The organism is Allobosea sp. 05T439 (genome assembly GCF_056396005.1).
Window position 1 is genome coordinate 89,759 of record NZ_JBFTKP010000010.1, and the last position, 17,703, is coordinate 107,461.

Genomic DNA, 17,703 nt, shown 5'->3' on the forward strand with positions numbered 1-17,703 from the left:
GCCCGCTAGCATTCCGCGATGCTCTGGCTGACCTCGATCGATACAAAGGCCTCCACACTCCCCGCGGTCTGGCTGATCCCGACCAGCGAGCGACCGGCCAATCTGATGGAGCGCGCGCGGCTCAGACGTAGCGTGGCTGGGCTCGTGCTGGACCACCAGCTCGGCCAGCCGGCCGCCACCAGTGAGATCGGCCATGACKAGCGGGGCCGGCCGCTGCTCGTCGGCCCCGCTGGCCGCGACCTGCATCTTTCTCTCGCGACGCGCTCAGGCATCGTTGCCGTGGGCCTTGCCGAGCGGCCGATCGGCGTCGATGTCGAGCGGGTGGAGCAGCAAACAGAGCCGCCGCTGGCCGTTCTGCACCCCACCGAAAGGGACATTCTGCTTGCCCTGCCTGCGGCTGAAAGACCGCTCGCCTTCGCGCAACTCTGGAGCGCGAAGGAAGCCTATGTGAAGGCACTGGGCACGGGCTTCGCGCACGCGCCCGAACGCTTCTGCGTGAGATTCCTGGCGGAAGGATTCTTCACGGTCGAGGACGCGGGCGTTCGCTCCATCGGTCTCGGAGCGGCCCGCCTCATGAAAAACGGCGACCAGGAAGACCTGGCCGCCGCGATTGTCGTTCTTGCCTGAAGGGCGGCTTAGCCGGGCTGGTTCACCGGCTTGCGCTTCAGGACGTAGCCGATGATGCAGACGAGCGCCGCGCCGAGAGCCGCGCTGACATAATGGGGCAGGTTCGCAGGCCCGACGCCGAGCGGGTTGACGTCCGTCGAGACCGCCTTGACCCAGGTCGGCATGTTCACCTGCAGCCATTGCAGCACGGCGATATCACCCAGAATCATCTCTGCCGCGATCCAGCCGAGCAGTGCAGCGCCAATCCAGATCAGGATCGGGAAACGCTCGATGATCGAGGTCAGGAGCTGCGCGCCCATGATGATCAGCGGGATCGAGAGCAGCAAGCCGAAGATGAAGAGCTCAGGGTGGCCCTTGGCGGCGCCGGCGATCGCGATGACGTTGTCGAGGCTCATCACGGCATCGGCGATGGCGATGGTGCGCACGGCCTTCCAGAGATTGTCCGCTGCCTTGATGTCGGTATGCGCTTCCTCTTCACCCTTGGCGAGCTTGACCGCGATCCAGAACAGCAAGAGGCCGCCGACGACCTTCAGATAGGGCACGGCCAGCAGATAGGTGACCACCAGAGCGAAGGCGATACGCAGGCCGACCGCCGCACCCGCGCCGAGCCAGATGCCGACCTTGCGCTGATTCTCCGGAAGGGAGCGGACGGCAAGCGCGATCACCACCGCGTTGTCGCCGGACAAGAGCAGATCGATCCAGATGATCTGCAGCAGCGAGATCCAGAATTGGCTCGACGAAAAATCCATTTTACGGTCAGTCCTCTATCAAGTTGCCGGGTCGGGCCGGCGTGATTTCAGCCAATAGCCAAGGCCGAGAACCAGCAGCGCTCCAAGGATCGCCGCCGGATATTCAAGCTGGTGCATCACTGCTGCACCAAATTGCGATGCGAACCAGGGGTCGCTATCGAGCATCTCGCCCGCGACCCAGCCGAGCAGCCCCGCCCCCGCCCAAACCAGGAGCGGGAACTGGGCCAGCAGGCGGGTGATCAAGGAGGCGCCGACGACGATCAGCGGGATCGAGATCACCAGCCCCGCCACCAGGAGCGGAATCGAGTCCTTGGCGACCGCAGCGATCGCCAGGACATTGTCGAGGCTCATGACGATATCGGCGATCGCAACCGTCTGAACGGCCTTCCAGAGCTTGCTGCTGGCGGCGATGGCGTCGTCGTCACCCTCGCCATCCTCCAGAACCAGCTTCACGGCGATCCAGAACAGCAGCACCGCGCCGGCGATGCGCAGGAAAGGCGCGCTCAGGAGCGAGGCCACCACGACCGTGAACACGACCCGCAGCAGCACGGCGACAATGGCACCAAGCGCAATGCCCTTGGTGCGTTGCGCCGGTGCCAGCGCCCGACAGGCGAGCGCGATCACAACCGCGTTGTCGCCCGACAGCACGATGTTCAGCACGATGATTTCGAAGAGCTTGCCCCAGAGGAGGGGATCGGCCAGCGAAGCAGCGGTGAAATCCATGGATGAAGCAGCCTCTCGCGGAATATGATCGCTTTCTAGCCAATACCCTGGCTGGAGTCGCGCCCTTCTTGCTCAGCCCAGCGCTTGCTCGACTGCTCTGCCCGCAGCCTCGGTGCTCAAGGTTCCGCCGAGATCGCGCGTGCGCGTCCGGGCGTCTCCAAGGGCACGCTCGATCGCGGCCTCGATGGCCTTTGCGGCCTCGCGCTCGCCGAGATGGTCGAGCATCATCGCGCCTGACCAGATCTGGCCGACGGGATTGGCGATGCCCTGGCCGGCAATGTCGGGCGCCGAGCCGTGAACGGGTTCGAACAGCGAAGGGAATTCACGGGTCGGGTTGATGTTCCCCGACGGCGCGATGCCGATCGTGCCGGTGCAGGCCGGCCCGAGATCGGACAGGATGTCACCGAACAGGTTGGAGGCGACCACGACGTCGAAACGATCGGGATTCAGCACGAAATGCGCGGTGAGGATGTCGATATGGTACTGATCGACCGCGATATCCGGATAGTTCTTGGCCATCTCCTTCACCCGCTCGTCCCAGTAGGGCATGGTGATCGAGATGCCGTTCGACTTGGTGGCCGAAGTCAGCTTCTTGCGCGGCCGGCGCTGGGCGAGCTCGAAGGCGTATTTCAGCACGCGGTCGACGCCGACGCGGCTCATCACCGTCTCCTGCAGCACGATCTCGCGCTCGGTGCCGGCATACATGCGCCCACCGACAGAGGAGTACTCGCCCTCGGTGTTCTCGCGCACGACAAAGAAATCGATATCGCCCGGCTTGCGGTTGGCCAGCGGGCCAGGCACGCCGGGCATCAGCCGCACGGGGCGGAGATTGACATACTGGTCAAATTCACGCCGGAACAGCAGCAGCGAGCCCCAGAGCGAGATGTGGTCCGGCACCTGCGCCGGCATGCCGACAGCACCGAAATAGATCGCGTCATGCCCACCGATCTGGTCCTTCCAGTCGTCGGGAAGCATCTTGCCGTGCTTGGCGTAGTAGTCGCAGGAGGAGAAATCGAAGCTGTCGCAGCGCAGCTCGAAGCCGAACTTCTTCGACGCCGCTTCGAGCACCCGCAGACCTTCGGGCATGACCTCCTTGCCGATGCCGTCGCCGGCGATCACAGCGATGCGGTAGACGCGATTGGTTCCGGTCATGTGTCTTCTCCGAAGAAAGCCGTGAATTCGGCAGCGACGAGATCGGGGATCTCCTCCGCCAAATAATGGCCACCGGGCAAGGGCCGGCCTTGGACATTCTGTGCACGCTGGCGCCAGAGCGCCAGGGGATCGAAGCAGCGCCCGATCACGCCCTGCTCGCCCCAAAGCGCCAGCAGGGGCTGCTCAAGCTTGCGGCCATCATCCTCGTCGTCATGACGGAGGTCGATGGTCGCGGCCGCGCGATAATCCTCGCAGCTCGCGTGAATCGTCGCCGGATCGGCGAAGCAGCGCAGGTAGTGTTCAAGCGCCTCAGGCGCGAAAGGGGTCAGACCGGCGGAGCCCGAGCCGCATTTCTTCAGCCAATAGGCCTTGGAATCAGCACCGATCATGCGCTCGGGAAAGGGCGCGGGCTGGATCAGGAAGAACCAGTGCCAATAGGCACGCGCGAAGGCGTCGGTGGTATTGGCATACATCTCGCGCGTGGGCGCGATGTCGAGCGTGGCGAGCCTCGTCACACGGCCTGCGTGGTCGAGCGCCATGCGATGGGCCACGCGCGCGCCGCGATCATGCGCCCCAACGGCAAACCGATCATGGCCAAGCGCAGCCATGACCTCGACCATGTCCTGCGCCATCGCACGCTTGGAATAGACAAGATGAGCGGCATCGGAGACAGGCTTCTCGCTGTCGCCATAGCCACGCAGATCTGCACACACCAGGGTAAAATGCCGCTTCAGCCGGTCCGCGACCTTGTGCCAAAGCGCATGCGTCTGCGGATAACCGTGCAGCAGCAGCAAGGCCGGCCCCTCCCCGCCTGTCCGCACGCGAATTCGCGCACCCGACGTCTGAACGTCGAGCAGGCGAAAGCCAGGGAAAAGGCTGTCCGCAACGGGACATTCGGAGATGGTCATACAGCCAGGGCACGTTGAAACGATCAGCAGCCGATAGCGCGATTGTTCACGGATTGCGCGGGCGGATTATTACACAATCTGGATCAATAACGCGCACTGGCCCATCGCCCCAGAGGCGCACCAACGCTCTGCCCCGAGACAGCCCGATGACAGGCCTGCCAGATACGCAAAAGGCGGGCGCGCCCAGTGTCGCTCCCGCCTTCCCGCATGTCTGCTCCGGGGAACCGGTGCTCCCGGCCTGAGGATCAGCTCCGCAGGGTCGCGCCGTAGCGCTTGGTCATCTCGGCGACGATCTTGCTGCCGACCGCATCGATCTCGACATCGGTCAGCGTCTTCTCGGCAGGCTGGAGCGTGACGGCGAGCGCCACGGATTTCTTGCCTGCCTCGACGCCCGGCCCCTCATAGAGATCGAACACCGTGACATCGGAGATCAGGCTGCGCTCGGCATTCTGCGCCGTGCGCATCATGTCACCCGCCGCAACCTTGGCATCGACGATGAAGGCGAAATCGCGCGTCAGCGGCTGGAAGCCGGAGAGGCTCAATTTCGGCTTGACCTTGGTCGGCCTGGCCTTCGGCAAAGGCAGGGTGTCGAGATGGATCTCGAAGGCCACGAGCGGCCCCTTCACGTCCAGCGCCTTGAGGATCTTGGGATGGACTTCCCCGAAGGCGCCGATGACGCCCTTCGGCCCGAACTGCAATGTCGCCGACCGCCCCGGATGAGCCCAGGCAGGGCCACCGGCCACGACCTGCAAGCCGCCGACGGGGATTCCGAGACCGGAGAGCAGGGCCATGACGTCGGCCTTGGCATCGAAGGCATCGACAGGCTCGGCCGCACCGTCCCAATGACGGCCGACACCCTCGAGCCGGGCCGTGCCGCGGCGCAAGCCGGCGGCCGCTATCACCTGGCCTTCGGGCTCATCGCTGAAGAAGACCTGCCCGACCTCGAACAATGCGACATCGCCGAAGCCGCGTGCCGCATTGGCCTGGGCCGAACGGATCAGCCCCGGCAGCAGCGACGGCCGCATGTCGGAGAGATCGGCGGCAATCGGATTGGCCAGAACCAGCTTGGGCGAGCCGCCGCCGAAGAGCGTCGCCGCCTCGTGCGAGATGAAGGACCAGGTCACCGCCTCGACCAAGCCACGGCTGGCAAGCAGACGCTTGGCGGCGCGGGTGCGCTTCTGAAGCACGGTGAGAACCGGCTTCACCACCTCTGCCTTGATGCGCGGCAGCGGCGTGGAGGCCACGCGGTCGAGCCCGGCAATACGCAGGATCTCCTCGACCAGATCGGCCTTGCCCTCGACATCGCCGCGCCAGGACGGCGCCGCGACCTTCACCCGCTCGCCCGCACCCGAGACATGGAAACCGAGCGAGGTCAGCGCGAGCTTCATCTCGACCTGCGGCAGATCGAGCCCCGTCAGACGCTTCACTTCCGACCACGGGAAATCGATCGCGGGGCGCGACTCCGGAAGCTCGCCCTCGAACACCATTTCGGAGGCTTCGCCGCCGCAGAGATCGATGATCATCACCGTCGCGAGATCGAGGCCCGGCCGGCAGAAATCCGGATCGACACCGCGCTCGAAACGATAGCGCGCATCCGAGTTGATACCGAGTGCTCGGCCCGAACGGGCGATGTTGAGCGGGTCCCAGAGCGCGCTCTCGACCAGGACATCCACCGTGTTCTCGTCGCAGCCCGAAGCCTCGCCACCCATGATGCCGGCGAGCGATTCGACGCCATGCGCATCGCAGATCACCACCTGTTCGTCGCTCAGCTTGTAGGTGCGTCCGTCGAGCGCGAGAATCTCCTCGCCCGCCTTGGCCCGGCGCACCGTGAGATCTCCCCTGACCTTGGCCGCGTCGAAGACGTGAAGCGGCCGGTTGCGGTCGAAGGTCATGAAATTGGTGATGTCGACGAGCGTATTGATCGGCCGCAAGCCGATGGCGCGCAGGCGGGCCTGCAACCATTCCGGTGACGGACCGTTCTTCACGCCGCGGATCAGGCGCAAGGCGAAGGCCGGGCAGAGCTTCTTGTCCTGCGGCGCGAAGTCGAGCGTGACCTTGACCGGGCACGGGAACGAGCCGCGCACCGGCTGGATCGACGGTGTCCTCAGCGTGCCGAGACCTGCGGCGGCGAGATCGCGCGCGACACCGCTGACGCCGAGCGCGTCGGCCCGGTTTGGCGTGACCGCGATCTCGATCGTGGCGTCGTCGAGCTTGGCATAGGTTGCGTAGGGCATTCCGACCGGAGCATCCTCCGGCAGTTCGATGATGCCGTCATGATCCTCGGAGAGCTGGAGCTCGGCCTCCGAGACCAGCATGCCGTTCGACTCGACGCCACGAATGACGCCCTTGCCGAGGGTGATGTCCTTGCCGGGAATGTAGCTGCCCGGCGGCGAGAACACCCCCTTCATGCCGGTGCGGGCATTGGGCGCGCCGCAGACGACCTGCACGGGCTCGCCGGTGCCGGTGTCGACCAGGCAGACGCGCAGCCGGTCGGCATTCGGGTGCTGCTTGGCCTCGATCACATAGGCGATGGTGAAGGCCTGGAGCGCCTTCGCCCTGTCCTCGACGCCTTCGACCTCGAGCCCGACACGCGTCAGGGTCTCGGTGATGGTGTCGACCGTATCGGTGGTGTCGAGATGGTCTTTGAGCCAGGAGAGCGTGAATTTCATGCGTGTGCGTCCATCGGAGCGAGCACTTCCACCAGACGGAAGCGTTCGCAAATCAAGGTCATGTCGGGACTGAAGACGCCGAGGCGTCGGAAATAGGCTTCATGGGCTTGGCGCCATGAGGCCAGAGTACGGTCGTCCTCGCCTTCCTCGAAGGCGAATTCGGCATCGATCTCGTCGAACCGCCGCGTCGTCAGTTCGAGCGTCTCGATGACGCAGACAGGTCGCTTGCCGCCGTCGAGGACGATCCACATCTGGCCGACCTCCGGGCAGTCGGGATCATCGGGCGTGTTCACCGTCGCCCGCTTGCGGCCGCTGACGACGAGCGCGGCCAGTTCGGAGGCCAGCTCCGGGCTGTCGCCAAAGGAGAAGCTCGGGCAGCCCCGGTAGCGCTCGGGGATCGTGGTCGTGCCCATGGTCACGTCGCCCCGTCCCGTCGCGCCGAAACCGGCGACAGCTGGGACTGGCCATCGTTCAACCGGTCCTCGCCATCGGTCCTGATCTTCATCGCGTTGCCGCGCCACGTCACCTCGCCCGCGACGAAGGCATAGGCCCAGATCCCCGGGAAGACGATATCGCGCACCAGGAAGGCGAAAGGCAGCCGCCACGACAGGTACCAGCCGACGCCATAGGCCAGAAGCATCTCGCCCGCGTACCAGGGCAGCAGCACGACGCATAGCGCGGCCCAGGCCGGCAGCCCAAAATCTGGCGCCGCAACAACGGCCGCCAGCACTGGCAGCAGCGGTCCCGACAGGATCTCCGGTGCAAAGAATGGCAGGAACGTCACCCGGCGCAGCCTGGCCCAGCGGAACTGGCGCTGCACCACATCGCGCAGGCTGCGCTCGCCCAGGGGCTGCTCGAAGGGCTGGCCGACGAGATGGACATGCTTGCCGGCCCGGCGCACCAGCTTCGTCGCCGCTGCATCTTCGGCGATCTCCGCCCCCAACGCTGCAATGCCGCCATTGGAGTCGAGAAAGGGCTTGTTCCAGAGCATCGACTTGCCCTGCGCGAAGCCGAAGCCGAGAGCCTCGCCGGCATATTGCCAGCGCGCCTGGAAGGTATTCAGGAAGGCGCATTCGAGTTCGGCGCAGAAGCCCTGCGGGCGCGAACCGGCCGGTGTCGAGCAGACGAGCCCGGTCGTGGGCCGCCACGCCGTCAGCATCCGCTGGATATAGTCCTTCGGCATCAGCACGTTGGAATCGGCGAGAATGACCCAGTCCGTGTCCGCCGCGTCCCAGCCCTTGACGCAGTTATTGAGCTTCGGATTGGCGCTGACGGCGACATCGCCGACGATCAGCCGCACGCGGTCGTCGCCGAAGCGCCTGATCAGATCCTCGATCAGCGGCACGATAGGGTCGTCGCCATCGGCAACGCAGAAGATCGTCCTGTAGCGGGGGTAGTCGAGCACCAGCCCCGAGCTCAACGTCTCGCGGCTGAACGCCTCGAGACCGCGCACCGGCCGCACGATCGTGACGGCCGGGCACTGGTCGAGCAAGGCCGAGCCCAAAGCGCGGTGGCGCAGGCGGAAATAGGCGATCGCGAGGCACAGCAGGTTGAGCGCGACGGCAAGCACCGCGAACAATCCTGCTCCTGCTGCGACTGTCATCCCGCCCTCCCCTGCACGACCGGCTCCCTCACGACGTCAGGCCGCCAGTCAGGGTCGGCAGGTCGAGTGGGCGGAAGCCGTAATGGGAGAGCCAGCGAATATCGGCCTCGAAGAAGGGGCGCAGGTCCGGCATGCCGTATTTCAGCATGGCGATACGGTCGATGCCCATGCCCCAGGCGAAGCCCTGATAGACATCGGGATCGAGGCCGCAATTACGCAGCACGTTCGGGTGCACCATGCCGCAGCCGAGAATCTCCAGCCAGTCGTCGCCTTCGCCGAAGCGGATCTCGCCGCCCTTGCGCGAACACTGGATGTCCACTTCGGCCGACGGTTCGGTGAAGGGGAAGAAGGAGGGGCGGAAGCGCATCTTGACGCTATCGACCTCGAAGAACGCCTTGCAGAACTCCTCGAGCACCCATTTCATGTGGCCAAAATTGGCCTTCTTGTCGATCACCAGACCTTCGACCTGATGGAACATCGGGGTGTGGGTCTGGTCGGAATCCATACGATAGGTCCGGCCCGGGCAGACGACGCGGATCGGCGGCTCCTGCGAGATCATTGTGCGCACCTGCACCGGGGAGGTGTGCGTGCGCAGCAGCTTGCGCTCGCCATTGGCGTCAGGCGCGAAGAAGAAGGTGTCGTGCATCTCCCGCGCCGGGTGGCCGACGGGGAAGTTCAGCTTGGTGAAGTTGAGATCGTCGGTTTCGACATCGGGACCTTCCGCGATCGAAAAGCCCATGTCGCCAAAGATCGTAGTGATCTCGTCGATGACCTGGCTGATCGGGTGGATGCGCCCGCGCGCCTCCGGCCCCTCGCGCACCGGGAGGGAGACATCGATCCGCTCGGCAGCAAGGCGCGCGTCGAGCGCAGCCTGCCCCAACGCCTCCTTGCGCTCGGTGATGGCGCCCTGGACCTTGTCGCGCAGGCCGTTGATCAGCGGGCCCTTTTCCTTGCGCTCGTCCGGCGTCATCGCGCCCAGCGTCTTCAGCAGCGCGGACACCGAGCCCGACTTGCCGAGCGCAGCGATGCGCAACTGCTCGAGCGCGGCTTCGTCCTGCGCAGCGGCGATCTCACCAAGAAGTGAATCGCTGAGGGTATCGATCTCATTCATGCCTGATCTGGTCCGATTGCGAGGCATCTTCTAGGGTGTCATCTTGAGCGATGCTAGGGGCAATCGTGCTGGCAAAGCATCGCAGGTGCGACGGCAGAGACCCTGTTTGGCCGAAATGAGCGCAGCACCATGACAATCCTGTCTCACTGGCGCGCATTGGCATTCCTGATCGTCACGCTGAGCGCCGCTCCGGCAGGGGCACAGGACGGGCAGCGCGTCACGATCACCGGGGAAATCAGCGATACCTGGTGCACGATCAGCGGGCTGATGTTCGCCAGGGGCACAGCCCACCACCAATGCGCAATCTGGTGTGCGCTTGGCGGCATCCCGGTCAACATCCGCGACCCGGCCGGCAATCTCTATCTCATTCTCAAGATCGGCGACGACGATGAGAGCGCCGCCAATCCGCGTGTTGCGCGAATGGCCACACACGAGGTCACAGTCGATGGCGAGCTGCTCGAGCGCGACGGCGTGAAGTACCTGCTCGTCGACAGGATCGCCGACGACAAGGGCGTGATCAGCATGACGCATGAAGAACACGGCATCCAGCCGTTCGGGAACTGAGCGATGCGAATGCTGCGGCACATGCTGGGTGTGGCCGCGCTTCTCGCCGGCATCCCCGTGACAACCGCGCGCGCGGCCGAAGCCTGGAACATCCCGTACGAGACTGCGACAATCCTCAAGGGGCGGGTCGTCGATGCGCTCTGCCATCTCACAGGCCGTTGCACGCCCGGTTGCGGCAGCGGCAAGCGCCAGCTCGGCCTTGTCCTGGCCGACGGCACCTTCCGGCTTGTCGCGAAATCGAACGTCGACTTTGCCGGCTCGGTCCGGGACCTGATCGGTTATTGCGGCCGCGAGATCGAGGCCGATGGCCTGCTGATCGCCAACCCGGCAGTGACAGTATTCTTCGTGCAGGCGGTCCGCGAAGGCCCCTCGCAGCCCTGGATTCCGGCCGAACGCTTCAAGTCCGACTGGGAGGCCCGCAACGGCAAGGCCTCCGAATGGTGGCGGGCCGATCCTGAAGCGAACCGCAGCATCGCCGAAGACGGCCCTTACGGAATCAAGGGACTTCGGCCGAAATGATCTCGCGGCGGGTGCTGCTGGCCCTTGGCGCCATCCTGCCAGCCGCAGGCGCGTTCTCGCAGCAACCGCCTGCATCTGGCGCCAGCCCTATCGACCCGCTCGCCACCCGGTTCGGCGGCCCTTTCACGCTCATCGACCACACCGGCAAGCGCGTGAACGACACGGATTTCCGCGGGCGGTTCATGCTGGTCTATTTCGGCTTCACCCGTTGCACCGATACCTGCCCGGTCGATCTTGCGATCATCGCGCAAGCGCTCGACGCCATCGGCCCGCAGGCCGAGCGGCTCGCGCCGCTCTTCGTCACGGTCGATCCGGCCCATGACACGCCCGCCACGATGGCAGCCTATGTCACAGCCCTCCATCCGCGCCTGATCGGACTGACCGGCAGCGAATCGGAGATTGCCGCGATCGCCCGCGCCTACAAGGTGCATCGCCGCAAGCTCACGCTGCCGCATCATGGCGCCGCGGAGTACGCCGTCGATCACGGCTCCCTCACCTATCTGATGGACCGCGAGGGGCGCTTTCTGACCCTGCTGCCGCACAATGCCGGCGCGCCACGTCTCGCCGAGATCCTGAACAAGTACCTCGGCTGAACACGTGCTTGGCCTCAACACCTGCTTGGCCCGAACAAGTGCTTGGCCCGAACAAGTCCGGGCCTGGCGGAGCAGCCCTGCCAGCGATGCAGGCGACAGTGCCGCCGGGATGCGGCTATGCAGGTGGCATCATGGAGACAGACATCATGCCCGACAGCCAGGCCCAGAAGAATTCCCCCTCGTACCGCCTGGCGGCGCTCGACCCCGATTTCATCCTTGGCGATTCGACACGCGGCGTGCGCTTCATGCTCGAATACCAGAAGGCCGAGGACCATTTACGCGCGCGCGGCATCATCTCGACCGTTGTCGTCTTCGGCTCGGCCCGCGTCCGGGAAGGTGACCGCTGGTACGAGGCGGCGCGGCAATTCGCCCGCATTGCCTCCGAGCGGGGCGGCGCGCTCATCGACGGCGAGAGCGGGCGCCATCATGTCATCGCCACTGGCGGCGGGCCGGGCATCATGGAAGCAGCCAATCGCGGTGCGACGGAAGCGGGGGCGCTCTCGATCGGCTTCAACATCACCCTGCCGCACGAGCAGGAGCCGAATCCGTGGTCAACGCCGGACCTGACTTTCCGCTTCCACTATTTCGCGATGCGGAAGATGCACCTGGCAATGCGCGCCGCGGCGCTCGTCGTGTTTCCCGGCGGATTCGGCACGCTCGACGAACTCTTCGAGATCATGACGCTGAAGCAGACGGGCAAGATGCCGGCCGTACCGATCGTGCTCTATGACAGCGCCTTCTGGCGTGACCTGCTCAATCTCGATGCCATGGCCGCGGCAAAATTCATCCGCCCCGAAGATCTTTCGCTGTTCTGCTACGCCGATACGCCGGAGGAAGCCTACCAGCGTGTCGTCGACGGTGCGGGCCAGAACTGGGTCCTTCCCGCAAACGACAGCATGCAGAGCTGACAACGAAAAAGGCCGGCATCGCTGCCGGCCTTTTCCAATTCACTTCGCCGAGGCGAAACTCAGGCGGCCTTGGCTTCCGCGCCGAGGGCACCCTTCACCGTCTCGACCACGGCCGCGAAGGCGGCTGCGTCGTCGATGGCCAGCGCCGACAGCGTCTTGCGATCGAGCTCGATACCGGCCTTGGCGAGACCGCCAATGAAGACCGAGTACGTCAAGTCATGCTCACGCACCGCAGCGTTGAGGCGCTGGATCCAGAGCGCGCGGAACGAGCGCTTCCGGTTCTTGCGGTCGCGATAGGCATACTGCATCGAACGATCGACGGCCGCCTTGGCAGCGCGGATCGTATTCTTGCGGCGGCCATAAAAACCCTTGGCGGCCTTAAGTGTCTTCTTGTGCTTGGCGTGGGACGTTACGCCCCGTTTCACGCGAGCCATGTGTGATCTCCGGAAAGGTTAGAGGGCGTCAGCCGTTCGGCAGGAAGTATTTTTTCACGTTGGCGGCATCGCCCTCGAAGAGGGTTGCCGTGCCGCGGTGATTGCGGATCTGCTTGTTGGTCCGCTTGATCATGCCGTGACGCTTGCCGGCCTGGGCGTAGAGCACCTTGCCGGTTCCGGTGATCTTGAAGCGCTTTTTGGCGCTCGACTTCGTCTTGATCTTGGGCATTTCAGCTCCTCAATGGTCGCGGACGCGCGAGATGCGCCGCTTCGATTTTGCTTGCTGGAAGCAAAGAACGACCGCCACGGCAGCCCTTATCAGCCGGGCGATCGAAGGGCGCGCATATGACAGAAAAGCCCGGGGCTGGCAAGTGCAGGCGCCACTCATGCCTAAAAGGCCGCATGGCGAACCGGAACGGGTTTATCCCGATCAGCCCAGCTTTTCGGCGCGAGGCCCTCTGATCCCGATGCAATTGCCCCAAGGATCGCGAACCTGGCACATCCACAGATCACCGTCGATGGCCAGCGGCCCGCGATAGAGAACCGCGCCGACCGCCTGCAAATGGGCAAGCGATCGCTCGAAATCCTCCACCCGCCAATAGACAATCGAGCCGGTAGCGCCGCTGGCCACCTTCGTGTCATCCGGAACGATTTCAAGTTGCGTCTCGCCAATCTGCAGAAAGGCGAATCCCGAAGGCTGGCTCGTCGCCGGAACGGCGCGGGGAAATGCGCTGCGATACCAAGCGAGCCCCGCGACCACGTCCGAGACGTGAACCAGAACGGCCGAAATAGAACCCGTCACGGAAATCCTCGTGGTCATGATCGGAAGGGAGCCCAACGGGCCCGGAAGCGTGCGGCAGCGCTACCCCTTATCAGCGCGGAAGAAGTCGATGAAAGCCCGCAGCGCCGGGCGCATCTGCCGGCGGCTCGGATAATACACGTAGAACCCGTCGAAGGGTGGACACCAATCCTCCAGAACAGACACCAGCCTGCCCTGCCCGAGCCCATCGCGGACATAGTCATCGAAGAGGAATGCGATGCCGGCACCATCAAGCGCGGCCTGGAGGACGAGCCGGTCATCGCCCAGGATCAGCGGCCCCGTGACTTCGGGTTCGACGACGAGACCGTCCTTCTCGAACTCCCAGCGATAGATCACGCCACTTTCGAAGCGGAAGCGGATGCAGCGATGCCCGGGCAGTTCGTGCGGCGTCAGCGGCATGTCACGCCCGGCGAAATAGGCCGGGGCCGCAACCGCGACGCCACGCATGCGCGGCCCGATGCGAACGGCGATCATGTCGCGCTGCAGGCTCTCGCCGAGCCGGATCCCGGCATCGAACCCGCCCGCGACGACATCAGCGAATCTGTCGTCAATGACGATCTCGAGCACGATTTCCGGATAGGCCGCGGCAAAGGCGCCGAGCTTCGGCGCCAGTACCAGATGAGCGGCGGTGCGCGGCACGGTGAGGCGAAGATTGCCGGCGGGCTCGTCGCGCGAGGCAGCTGCCACTTCCAGCGCCAGGGCGATCTCCGACATCGCCGGCAGCAGCCGTTCCAGAAGCTGCGCCCCGGCCTCGGTGGGAGCGACGCTGCGCGTACTGCGCGCCAGCAAGCGCACGCCGAGCCGGGCCTCCAGCAGCGACACGGCATGGCTGACGGCGGACGGCGCAATGCCGAGCTCGCGTGCCGCGCCACGGAAACCCCGATTGCGGGCGACGGCCGCCAGGACGGCGAGATGCGGGAGATCAGCGCGGTTCATTGATCTGTTTTATCGAACAGGCCGTGCTTTCTCCAGGTGATTATCGATCAGTGGCGCAAGCCTCATCTGTATCGGATCACAAAAGAGGAGCCCGTGATGCAAACTCGCAAGCTTGGTCAAGAACTCGAAGTCTTCCCCGTCGGCCTCGGCTGCATGGGGATGACCTTCGCCTATGGTGGCCAGGAAGAGAGCGCCGCGATCGCCACCTTGCGGCGCGCCGTCGATATCGGAGTGACCCTCTTCGACACCGCCGAAGTCTATGGCCCATTCGAGAACGAGGTCCTGCTGGGCAAGGCGCTCAGGCCTGTGCGCGACCAGGTGGTGATCGCCACGAAGTTCGGGTTCAGGATCCTCGAAGAGGGCAAGGGACCGGAGCGCATGGCGGGGCTCGACAGCCGGCCGGAACATGTGAGGGCCGTGGCGGAAGCCTCGCTCAAGCGGCTCGGGATCGACGTGATCGATCTCTATTACCAGCACCGCGTCGACCCGAATGTGCCGATCGAGGATACGGTCGGCGCCATGGCCGATCTCGTGCGCGAGGGCAAAGTCCGAGCGCTCGGCCTGTCCGAGGCCAATGCCTCGACGATCCGCCGGGCGCACGCGGTGCATCCGATCGCGGCCGTCCAGAGCGAATATTCGTTGTGGAGCCGCGAGCCTGAAGACGGCGTGCTCGCCGTCTGCCGTGAGCTCGGAATCGGGTTCGTGCCCTACAGCCCGCTCGGCCGCGGCCTGCTCACCGGCACGATCCGGACGCTCGACGAGTTGGGCAGCGAGGACTGGCGCCGGACCCTGCCACGCTTCCAGGCCGAAGCGTTGGAAGCCAACGCGGCGCTCGTCGAACGGCTGGAACGCCTGGCCGCGAGCAAGAACGTCACCGCCGCGCAGCTTGCGCTGGCCTGGGTGCTGCATCAGGGGGACTTCATCGTGCCGATCCCCGGTGCGCGCAAGATKACCCATCTGGAGCAGAACAGGGCGGCGGCCGACATCGTCCTGACCACCGACGAAACAGCAGCCATAGGCGAAGCGCTCACGCCGGCCGACGTGGCGGGCAAACGCTACACCGACGCCGCGCTCGCCCTCGTCGACGGCTAGCCCTGTCGGGCATCGTTCAGGAGGCGCGCTCTGCGCGCCTCCTTCTTCGACGAGCGCTCACGCAGGCCAATGATGGCAGGCCCCACGGATCGGATGCTCCGGCGCGGCTACAATGATGCGAAGGCTCTGCCCCTTTCGGCGTTCTGCCCCTAAGGGCCGATACAGGCTGCGGCCTCACGCAGGACGGGCTGCGGCTTCTCACCATGCAGGCGGCGATAACCAAGCAAGGCCGTCGCGAGGGCAACGCCGCCTGCGGCAACCGAAATCCAGAAACCACTGCGCGCGCCAAACCCGTCGATGACCCAGCCTGAGGCGGAAGAGCCCACCGCCATGCCGATACCGATGCCGGTCATGGCCCAGGTGATGCCCTCGGTCAGTTTCGCAGCCGGGACGAGGCGCTCGATCAGGCCGATCGAGACGATGATCGTCGGCGAAACGGCAGCGCCGGCCAGGAACACCACGACGGCAAGGCTGCCGATGCTGTTGACGGCGAGCAGAGGCAGCGTGGTCACCGCTGCAAGCGCAATCGCAATCAGCAACTGGCTGGCCAGCGACATGCGCAGCTTGAGCGCGCCGAACACGATCCCCGTGATCAGCGATCCCGCGGCATAGCTCGCCAGGACGAAACTGGCGGCAGCCTTGTTCCCTTGCGCCTCGGCGAAGGCAACGGCGGTGACCTCGGCCGTTCCGAAGATCGTGCCGATCGCAATCAGGATGAAGGCGATGATCCGCACCGACGCGAGGCGAATGACCGAGTCACCGCCACTCGCCCCCTGCGGATGCACGGGCGGTTCGGATGCCCGCTGCGCGACGAACAGCGCAGTTCCGACGGTCAGCAGCAGCGTCGCGGCGAGCGGCCCTGCCTCTGGAAAGAAGGATACGCTCAGCCCGATCGCGATGACCGGCCCGGTCATGTAGATGACCTCGTCGACCACCGACTCGAAGGCGAAGGCGGTCCGCAGCTTCGGCGTATCGCGATAAAGCTCGGTCCAGCGCGCCCTGACCATCGCCGATATGCTCGGCATCGTTCCTGACAGCATGGCGAAGACGAAAAGAGCCCAGACGGGCGCTTCGTAGCGGGTCGACAGCATCAGGCCCGATAGCGCCGCAATCGCTGCGAGTGTTGCGGGAATGAGCAGCCGACGCTGCCCGTAGCGATCGACCAGCCTGGAGAGCTGAGGCGCGATCAGTGCGTTGGACAAGGCGAAGGTCGCCGCGACCGCCCCTGCCAGCCAGTATTCGCCGCGCGCCTGGGACAGCATGGTGACKACGCCGAGCGTTACCATCGAGACCGGCATGCGCGCGATGAAGCCCGTCGCCGAGAACGCGATAGCGCCTGGAGCCCTGAAGATCTCGCGATAGGGGTTGGCCATGACGGGCCTCTTTCCAGAAGTTTCTGTACCACTTACATACGGAGCGTATGAAAGTGAAGTAGGAGCCGACCCGGCCCGTGTCAATTGACATACGCCGCGTATGCGAAAGGAACATGGATGGCTCGCAGACCACGCACGGAGATGATCGCCGAGACGCGGGCCAAGCTCCTCGGTGCGGCGCGCCATGCCTTCGGCACCGTGGGCTATGCCGACGCCTCGATGGATGAACTGACCGCCGCCGTCGGACTGACACGCGGGGCGCTCTACCATCACTTCGGTGACAAGAAGGGCCTGCTCAGGGCCGTGATCTCCGAAATCGATGACGAAATGAACGAGCGCCTTCGCATCGTCTCCGCCAGTGCGGCAGATAAATGGGCCGGCTTCCGCGACGAGTGCACCGCCTATATCGAGATGGCGCTGGAGCCGGAGATCCAGCGCATCGTCCTACGCGATGGGCCAGCCGTCCTCGGCGATCCCTGGAACTGGCCAACGCAGAGCGCCTGCATCCGTTCGATGACGGCGAGCCTCGAGACGCTTGTCGCGGACAGGATCCTGCTCGCGATCGACCCCGAGGCGGCCGCCCGCCTGATCTCCGGTGCGACGCAACATGCGGCACAATGGATCGCCCATGCCGAGAACCCGCAAGCCGCCTCTCACCGGGCGATCGCGGCCTTTAATGCCATGCTGGACGGATTGCTGCTTCACCCTGCCGGGAGTGGTTGAGGGGTCGCCCGCCGGAGCCTCGCCCGGGACGCGCCAGAGTCGGCGGCGACGGCCGGCAGCGCCGCTGACGGTCACGTTGGAGCATCGGCTGTCCCGAAAACCGCAATCCACTTTTCGGGTCGATGCTTTACACTGGCGCCAGAGGCCCGGCGGATGGCGAAACATCCCGTCCTAGACCGAGCGGCGACGATCGGGCCGC

The 17,703-nt window shown here is 65.2% G+C and carries 20 protein-coding genes; 7 read left to right on the forward strand and 13 right to left on the reverse strand.

What is annotated here, in order from left to right; genetic code table 11:
* Positions 1–18: 18 nt before the first annotated feature.
* Positions 19–627 carry a 4'-phosphopantetheinyl transferase family protein gene (locus AC1DIO_RS13955; protein WP_476853539.1) on the forward strand — a complete coding sequence of 203 codons (609 nt, stop codon included), beginning with the start codon at positions 19–21 and terminating at the stop codon, positions 625–627.
* An 8-nt stretch (positions 628–635) separates the two neighbouring features.
* Here the strand turns inward: AC1DIO_RS13955 and AC1DIO_RS13960 are convergent, their stop codons facing one another.
* The 8 genes from AC1DIO_RS13960 to pheS form a co-directional block, all read right to left on the reverse strand.
* Positions 636–1,376 (reverse strand): TerC family protein, encoded by a 741-nt coding sequence (locus AC1DIO_RS13960; RefSeq protein ID WP_441488974.1) that lies wholly within the window; start codon positions 1,374–1,376, stop codon positions 636–638.
* A gap of 18 nt (positions 1,377–1,394) precedes the next feature.
* Positions 1,395–2,099, reverse strand: a complete 705-nt coding sequence (locus AC1DIO_RS13965; protein WP_441488973.1) for a TerC family protein — start codon at positions 2,097–2,099, stop codon at positions 1,395–1,397.
* A 72-nt stretch (positions 2,100–2,171) separates the two neighbouring features.
* On the reverse strand, positions 2,172–3,251 hold the full coding sequence (locus tag AC1DIO_RS13970; RefSeq protein WP_069877427.1) for a tartrate dehydrogenase: 1,080 nt from the start codon (positions 3,249–3,251) through the stop codon (positions 2,172–2,174).
* Positions 3,248–4,045 carry an alpha/beta fold hydrolase gene (locus tag AC1DIO_RS13975; RefSeq protein WP_476853540.1) on the reverse strand — a complete coding sequence of 266 codons (798 nt, stop codon included), beginning with the start codon at positions 4,043–4,045 and terminating at the stop codon, positions 3,248–3,250. Before AC1DIO_RS13975 ends, AC1DIO_RS13970 begins: the two co-directional genes overlap by 4 nt.
* Positions 4,046–4,404: 359 nt before the next feature.
* A complete protein-coding gene (gene pheT / locus AC1DIO_RS13980; protein ID WP_441488971.1) occupies positions 4,405–6,828 on the reverse strand; it encodes a phenylalanine--tRNA ligase subunit beta in 2,424 nt (807 codons plus the stop codon).
* Positions 6,825–7,241 (reverse strand): ASCH domain-containing protein, encoded by a 417-nt coding sequence (locus tag AC1DIO_RS13985; RefSeq protein WP_476853566.1) that lies wholly within the window; start codon positions 7,239–7,241, stop codon positions 6,825–6,827. The genes pheT and AC1DIO_RS13985 overlap by 4 nt, the downstream gene beginning before the upstream one ends.
* A gap of 2 nt (positions 7,242–7,243) precedes the next feature.
* Positions 7,244–8,431, reverse strand: a complete 1,188-nt coding sequence (locus AC1DIO_RS13990; RefSeq protein WP_441506492.1) for a ceramide glucosyltransferase — start codon at positions 8,429–8,431, stop codon at positions 7,244–7,246.
* 28 nt (positions 8,432–8,459) lie between these two features.
* Positions 8,460–9,542: a phenylalanine--tRNA ligase subunit alpha gene (pheS, locus tag AC1DIO_RS13995; RefSeq protein ID WP_476769749.1), complete on the reverse strand. Its 1,083-nt coding sequence runs from the start codon at positions 9,540–9,542 to the stop codon at positions 8,460–8,462.
* A 129-nt stretch (positions 9,543–9,671) separates the two neighbouring features.
* Between pheS and AC1DIO_RS14000 the strand changes: the two genes are divergently transcribed.
* The 4 genes from AC1DIO_RS14000 (at position 9,672) to AC1DIO_RS14015 (ending at position 12,126) form a co-directional block, all read left to right on the forward strand.
* Positions 9,672–10,106, forward strand: a complete 435-nt coding sequence (locus AC1DIO_RS14000; RefSeq protein WP_441506490.1) for a hypothetical protein — start codon at positions 9,672–9,674, stop codon at positions 10,104–10,106.
* 3 nt (positions 10,107–10,109) lie between these two features.
* Entirely contained in the window at positions 10,110–10,625 is a 516-nt protein-coding gene (locus AC1DIO_RS14005; protein ID WP_441506489.1) for a hypothetical protein, read from the forward strand.
* The gene (locus AC1DIO_RS14010) at positions 10,622–11,218 is read left to right on the forward strand and encodes an SCO family protein (RefSeq protein ID WP_441506488.1); all 597 of its coding nucleotides are present in this window, start codon (positions 10,622–10,624) and stop codon (positions 11,216–11,218) included. Before AC1DIO_RS14005 ends, AC1DIO_RS14010 begins: the two co-directional genes overlap by 4 nt.
* A 146-nt stretch (positions 11,219–11,364) precedes the next feature.
* Positions 11,365–12,126 (forward strand): LOG family protein, encoded by a 762-nt coding sequence (locus AC1DIO_RS14015; RefSeq protein WP_441506487.1) that lies wholly within the window; start codon positions 11,365–11,367, stop codon positions 12,124–12,126.
* A 59-nt stretch (positions 12,127–12,185) separates the two neighbouring features.
* On the opposite strand, the gene rplT is transcribed toward AC1DIO_RS14015, so the two are convergent.
* The 4 genes from rplT to AC1DIO_RS14035 all read right to left on the reverse strand — a co-directional run bounded on the left by rplT (position 12,186) and on the right by AC1DIO_RS14035 (position 14,316).
* On the reverse strand, positions 12,186–12,560 hold the full coding sequence (gene rplT, locus AC1DIO_RS14020; RefSeq protein WP_043233082.1) for a 50S ribosomal protein L20: 375 nt from the start codon (positions 12,558–12,560) through the stop codon (positions 12,186–12,188).
* A 28-nt stretch (positions 12,561–12,588) separates the two neighbouring features.
* Positions 12,589–12,789 carry a 50S ribosomal protein L35 gene (rpmI, locus tag AC1DIO_RS14025; protein WP_043233081.1) on the reverse strand — a complete coding sequence of 67 codons (201 nt, stop codon included), beginning with the start codon at positions 12,787–12,789 and terminating at the stop codon, positions 12,589–12,591.
* 201 nt (positions 12,790–12,990) lie between these two features.
* Positions 12,991–13,320: a VOC family protein gene (locus AC1DIO_RS14030; RefSeq protein ID WP_476769747.1), complete on the reverse strand. Its 330-nt coding sequence runs from the start codon at positions 13,318–13,320 to the stop codon at positions 12,991–12,993.
* A gap of 102 nt (positions 13,321–13,422) precedes the next feature.
* A complete protein-coding gene (locus tag AC1DIO_RS14035) occupies positions 13,423–14,316 on the reverse strand; it encodes a LysR family transcriptional regulator (RefSeq protein ID WP_441506485.1) in 894 nt (297 codons plus the stop codon).
* A gap of 96 nt (positions 14,317–14,412) precedes the next feature.
* On the opposite strand from AC1DIO_RS14035, the gene AC1DIO_RS14040 reads away from it, so the two are divergent.
* Entirely contained in the window at positions 14,413–15,408 is a 996-nt protein-coding gene (locus AC1DIO_RS14040; protein WP_476853541.1) for an aldo/keto reductase, read from the forward strand.
* 149 nt (positions 15,409–15,557) lie between these two features.
* On the opposite strand, the gene AC1DIO_RS14045 is transcribed toward AC1DIO_RS14040, so the two are convergent.
* Positions 15,558–16,781: an MFS transporter gene (locus tag AC1DIO_RS14045; RefSeq protein ID WP_476831669.1), complete on the reverse strand. Its 1,224-nt coding sequence runs from the start codon at positions 16,779–16,781 to the stop codon at positions 15,558–15,560.
* Between the two features lie 117 nt (positions 16,782–16,898).
* On the opposite strand from AC1DIO_RS14045, the gene AC1DIO_RS14050 reads away from it, so the two are divergent.
* Positions 16,899–17,504, forward strand: a complete 606-nt coding sequence (locus AC1DIO_RS14050; protein WP_441506482.1) for a TetR/AcrR family transcriptional regulator — start codon at positions 16,899–16,901, stop codon at positions 17,502–17,504.
* Positions 17,505–17,703 lie beyond the last annotated feature (199 nt).

What these genes read in the sequence shown, in the direction of transcription:
- AC1DIO_RS13970 (WP_069877427.1), bottom strand. Translation starts at nt 3,251, where the DNA reads ATGACCGGAACCAATCGCGTCTACCGCATCGCTGTGATCGCCGGCGAC.
- rplT (WP_043233082.1), bottom strand. Translation starts at nt 12,560, where the DNA reads ATGGCTCGCGTGAAACGGGGCGTAACGTCCCACGCCAAGCACAAGAAG.
- pheT (WP_441488971.1), bottom strand. Translation starts at nt 6,828, where the DNA reads ATGAAATTCACGCTCTCCTGGCTCAAAGACCATCTCGACACCACCGAT.
- AC1DIO_RS13965 (WP_441488973.1), bottom strand. Translation starts at nt 2,099, where the DNA reads ATGGATTTCACCGCTGCTTCGCTGGCCGATCCCCTCCTCTGGGGCAAG.
- AC1DIO_RS14015 (WP_441506487.1), top strand. Translation starts at nt 11,365, where the DNA reads ATGCCCGACAGCCAGGCCCAGAAGAATTCCCCCTCGTACCGCCTGGCG.
- AC1DIO_RS14010 (WP_441506488.1), top strand. Translation starts at nt 10,622, where the DNA reads ATGATCTCGCGGCGGGTGCTGCTGGCCCTTGGCGCCATCCTGCCAGCC.
- AC1DIO_RS14035 (WP_441506485.1), bottom strand. Translation starts at nt 14,316, where the DNA reads ATGAACCGCGCTGATCTCCCGCATCTCGCCGTCCTGGCGGCCGTCGCC.
- AC1DIO_RS14005 (WP_441506489.1), top strand. Translation starts at nt 10,110, where the DNA reads ATGCGAATGCTGCGGCACATGCTGGGTGTGGCCGCGCTTCTCGCCGGC.
- AC1DIO_RS14000 (WP_441506490.1), top strand. Translation starts at nt 9,672, where the DNA reads ATGACAATCCTGTCTCACTGGCGCGCATTGGCATTCCTGATCGTCACG.
- pheS (WP_476769749.1), bottom strand. Translation starts at nt 9,542, where the DNA reads ATGAATGAGATCGATACCCTCAGCGATTCACTTCTTGGTGAGATCGCC.
- AC1DIO_RS13990 (WP_441506492.1), bottom strand. Translation starts at nt 8,431, where the DNA reads ATGACAGTCGCAGCAGGAGCAGGATTGTTCGCGGTGCTTGCCGTCGCG.
- AC1DIO_RS14050 (WP_441506482.1), top strand. Translation starts at nt 16,899, where the DNA reads ATGGCTCGCAGACCACGCACGGAGATGATCGCCGAGACGCGGGCCAAG.
- rpmI (WP_043233081.1), bottom strand. Translation starts at nt 12,789, where the DNA reads ATGCCCAAGATCAAGACGAAGTCGAGCGCCAAAAAGCGCTTCAAGATC.
- AC1DIO_RS13960 (WP_441488974.1), bottom strand. Translation starts at nt 1,376, where the DNA reads ATGGATTTTTCGTCGAGCCAATTCTGGATCTCGCTGCTGCAGATCATC.
- AC1DIO_RS13985 (WP_476853566.1), bottom strand. Translation starts at nt 7,241, where the DNA reads ATGGGCACGACCACGATCCCCGAGCGCTACCGGGGCTGCCCGAGCTTC.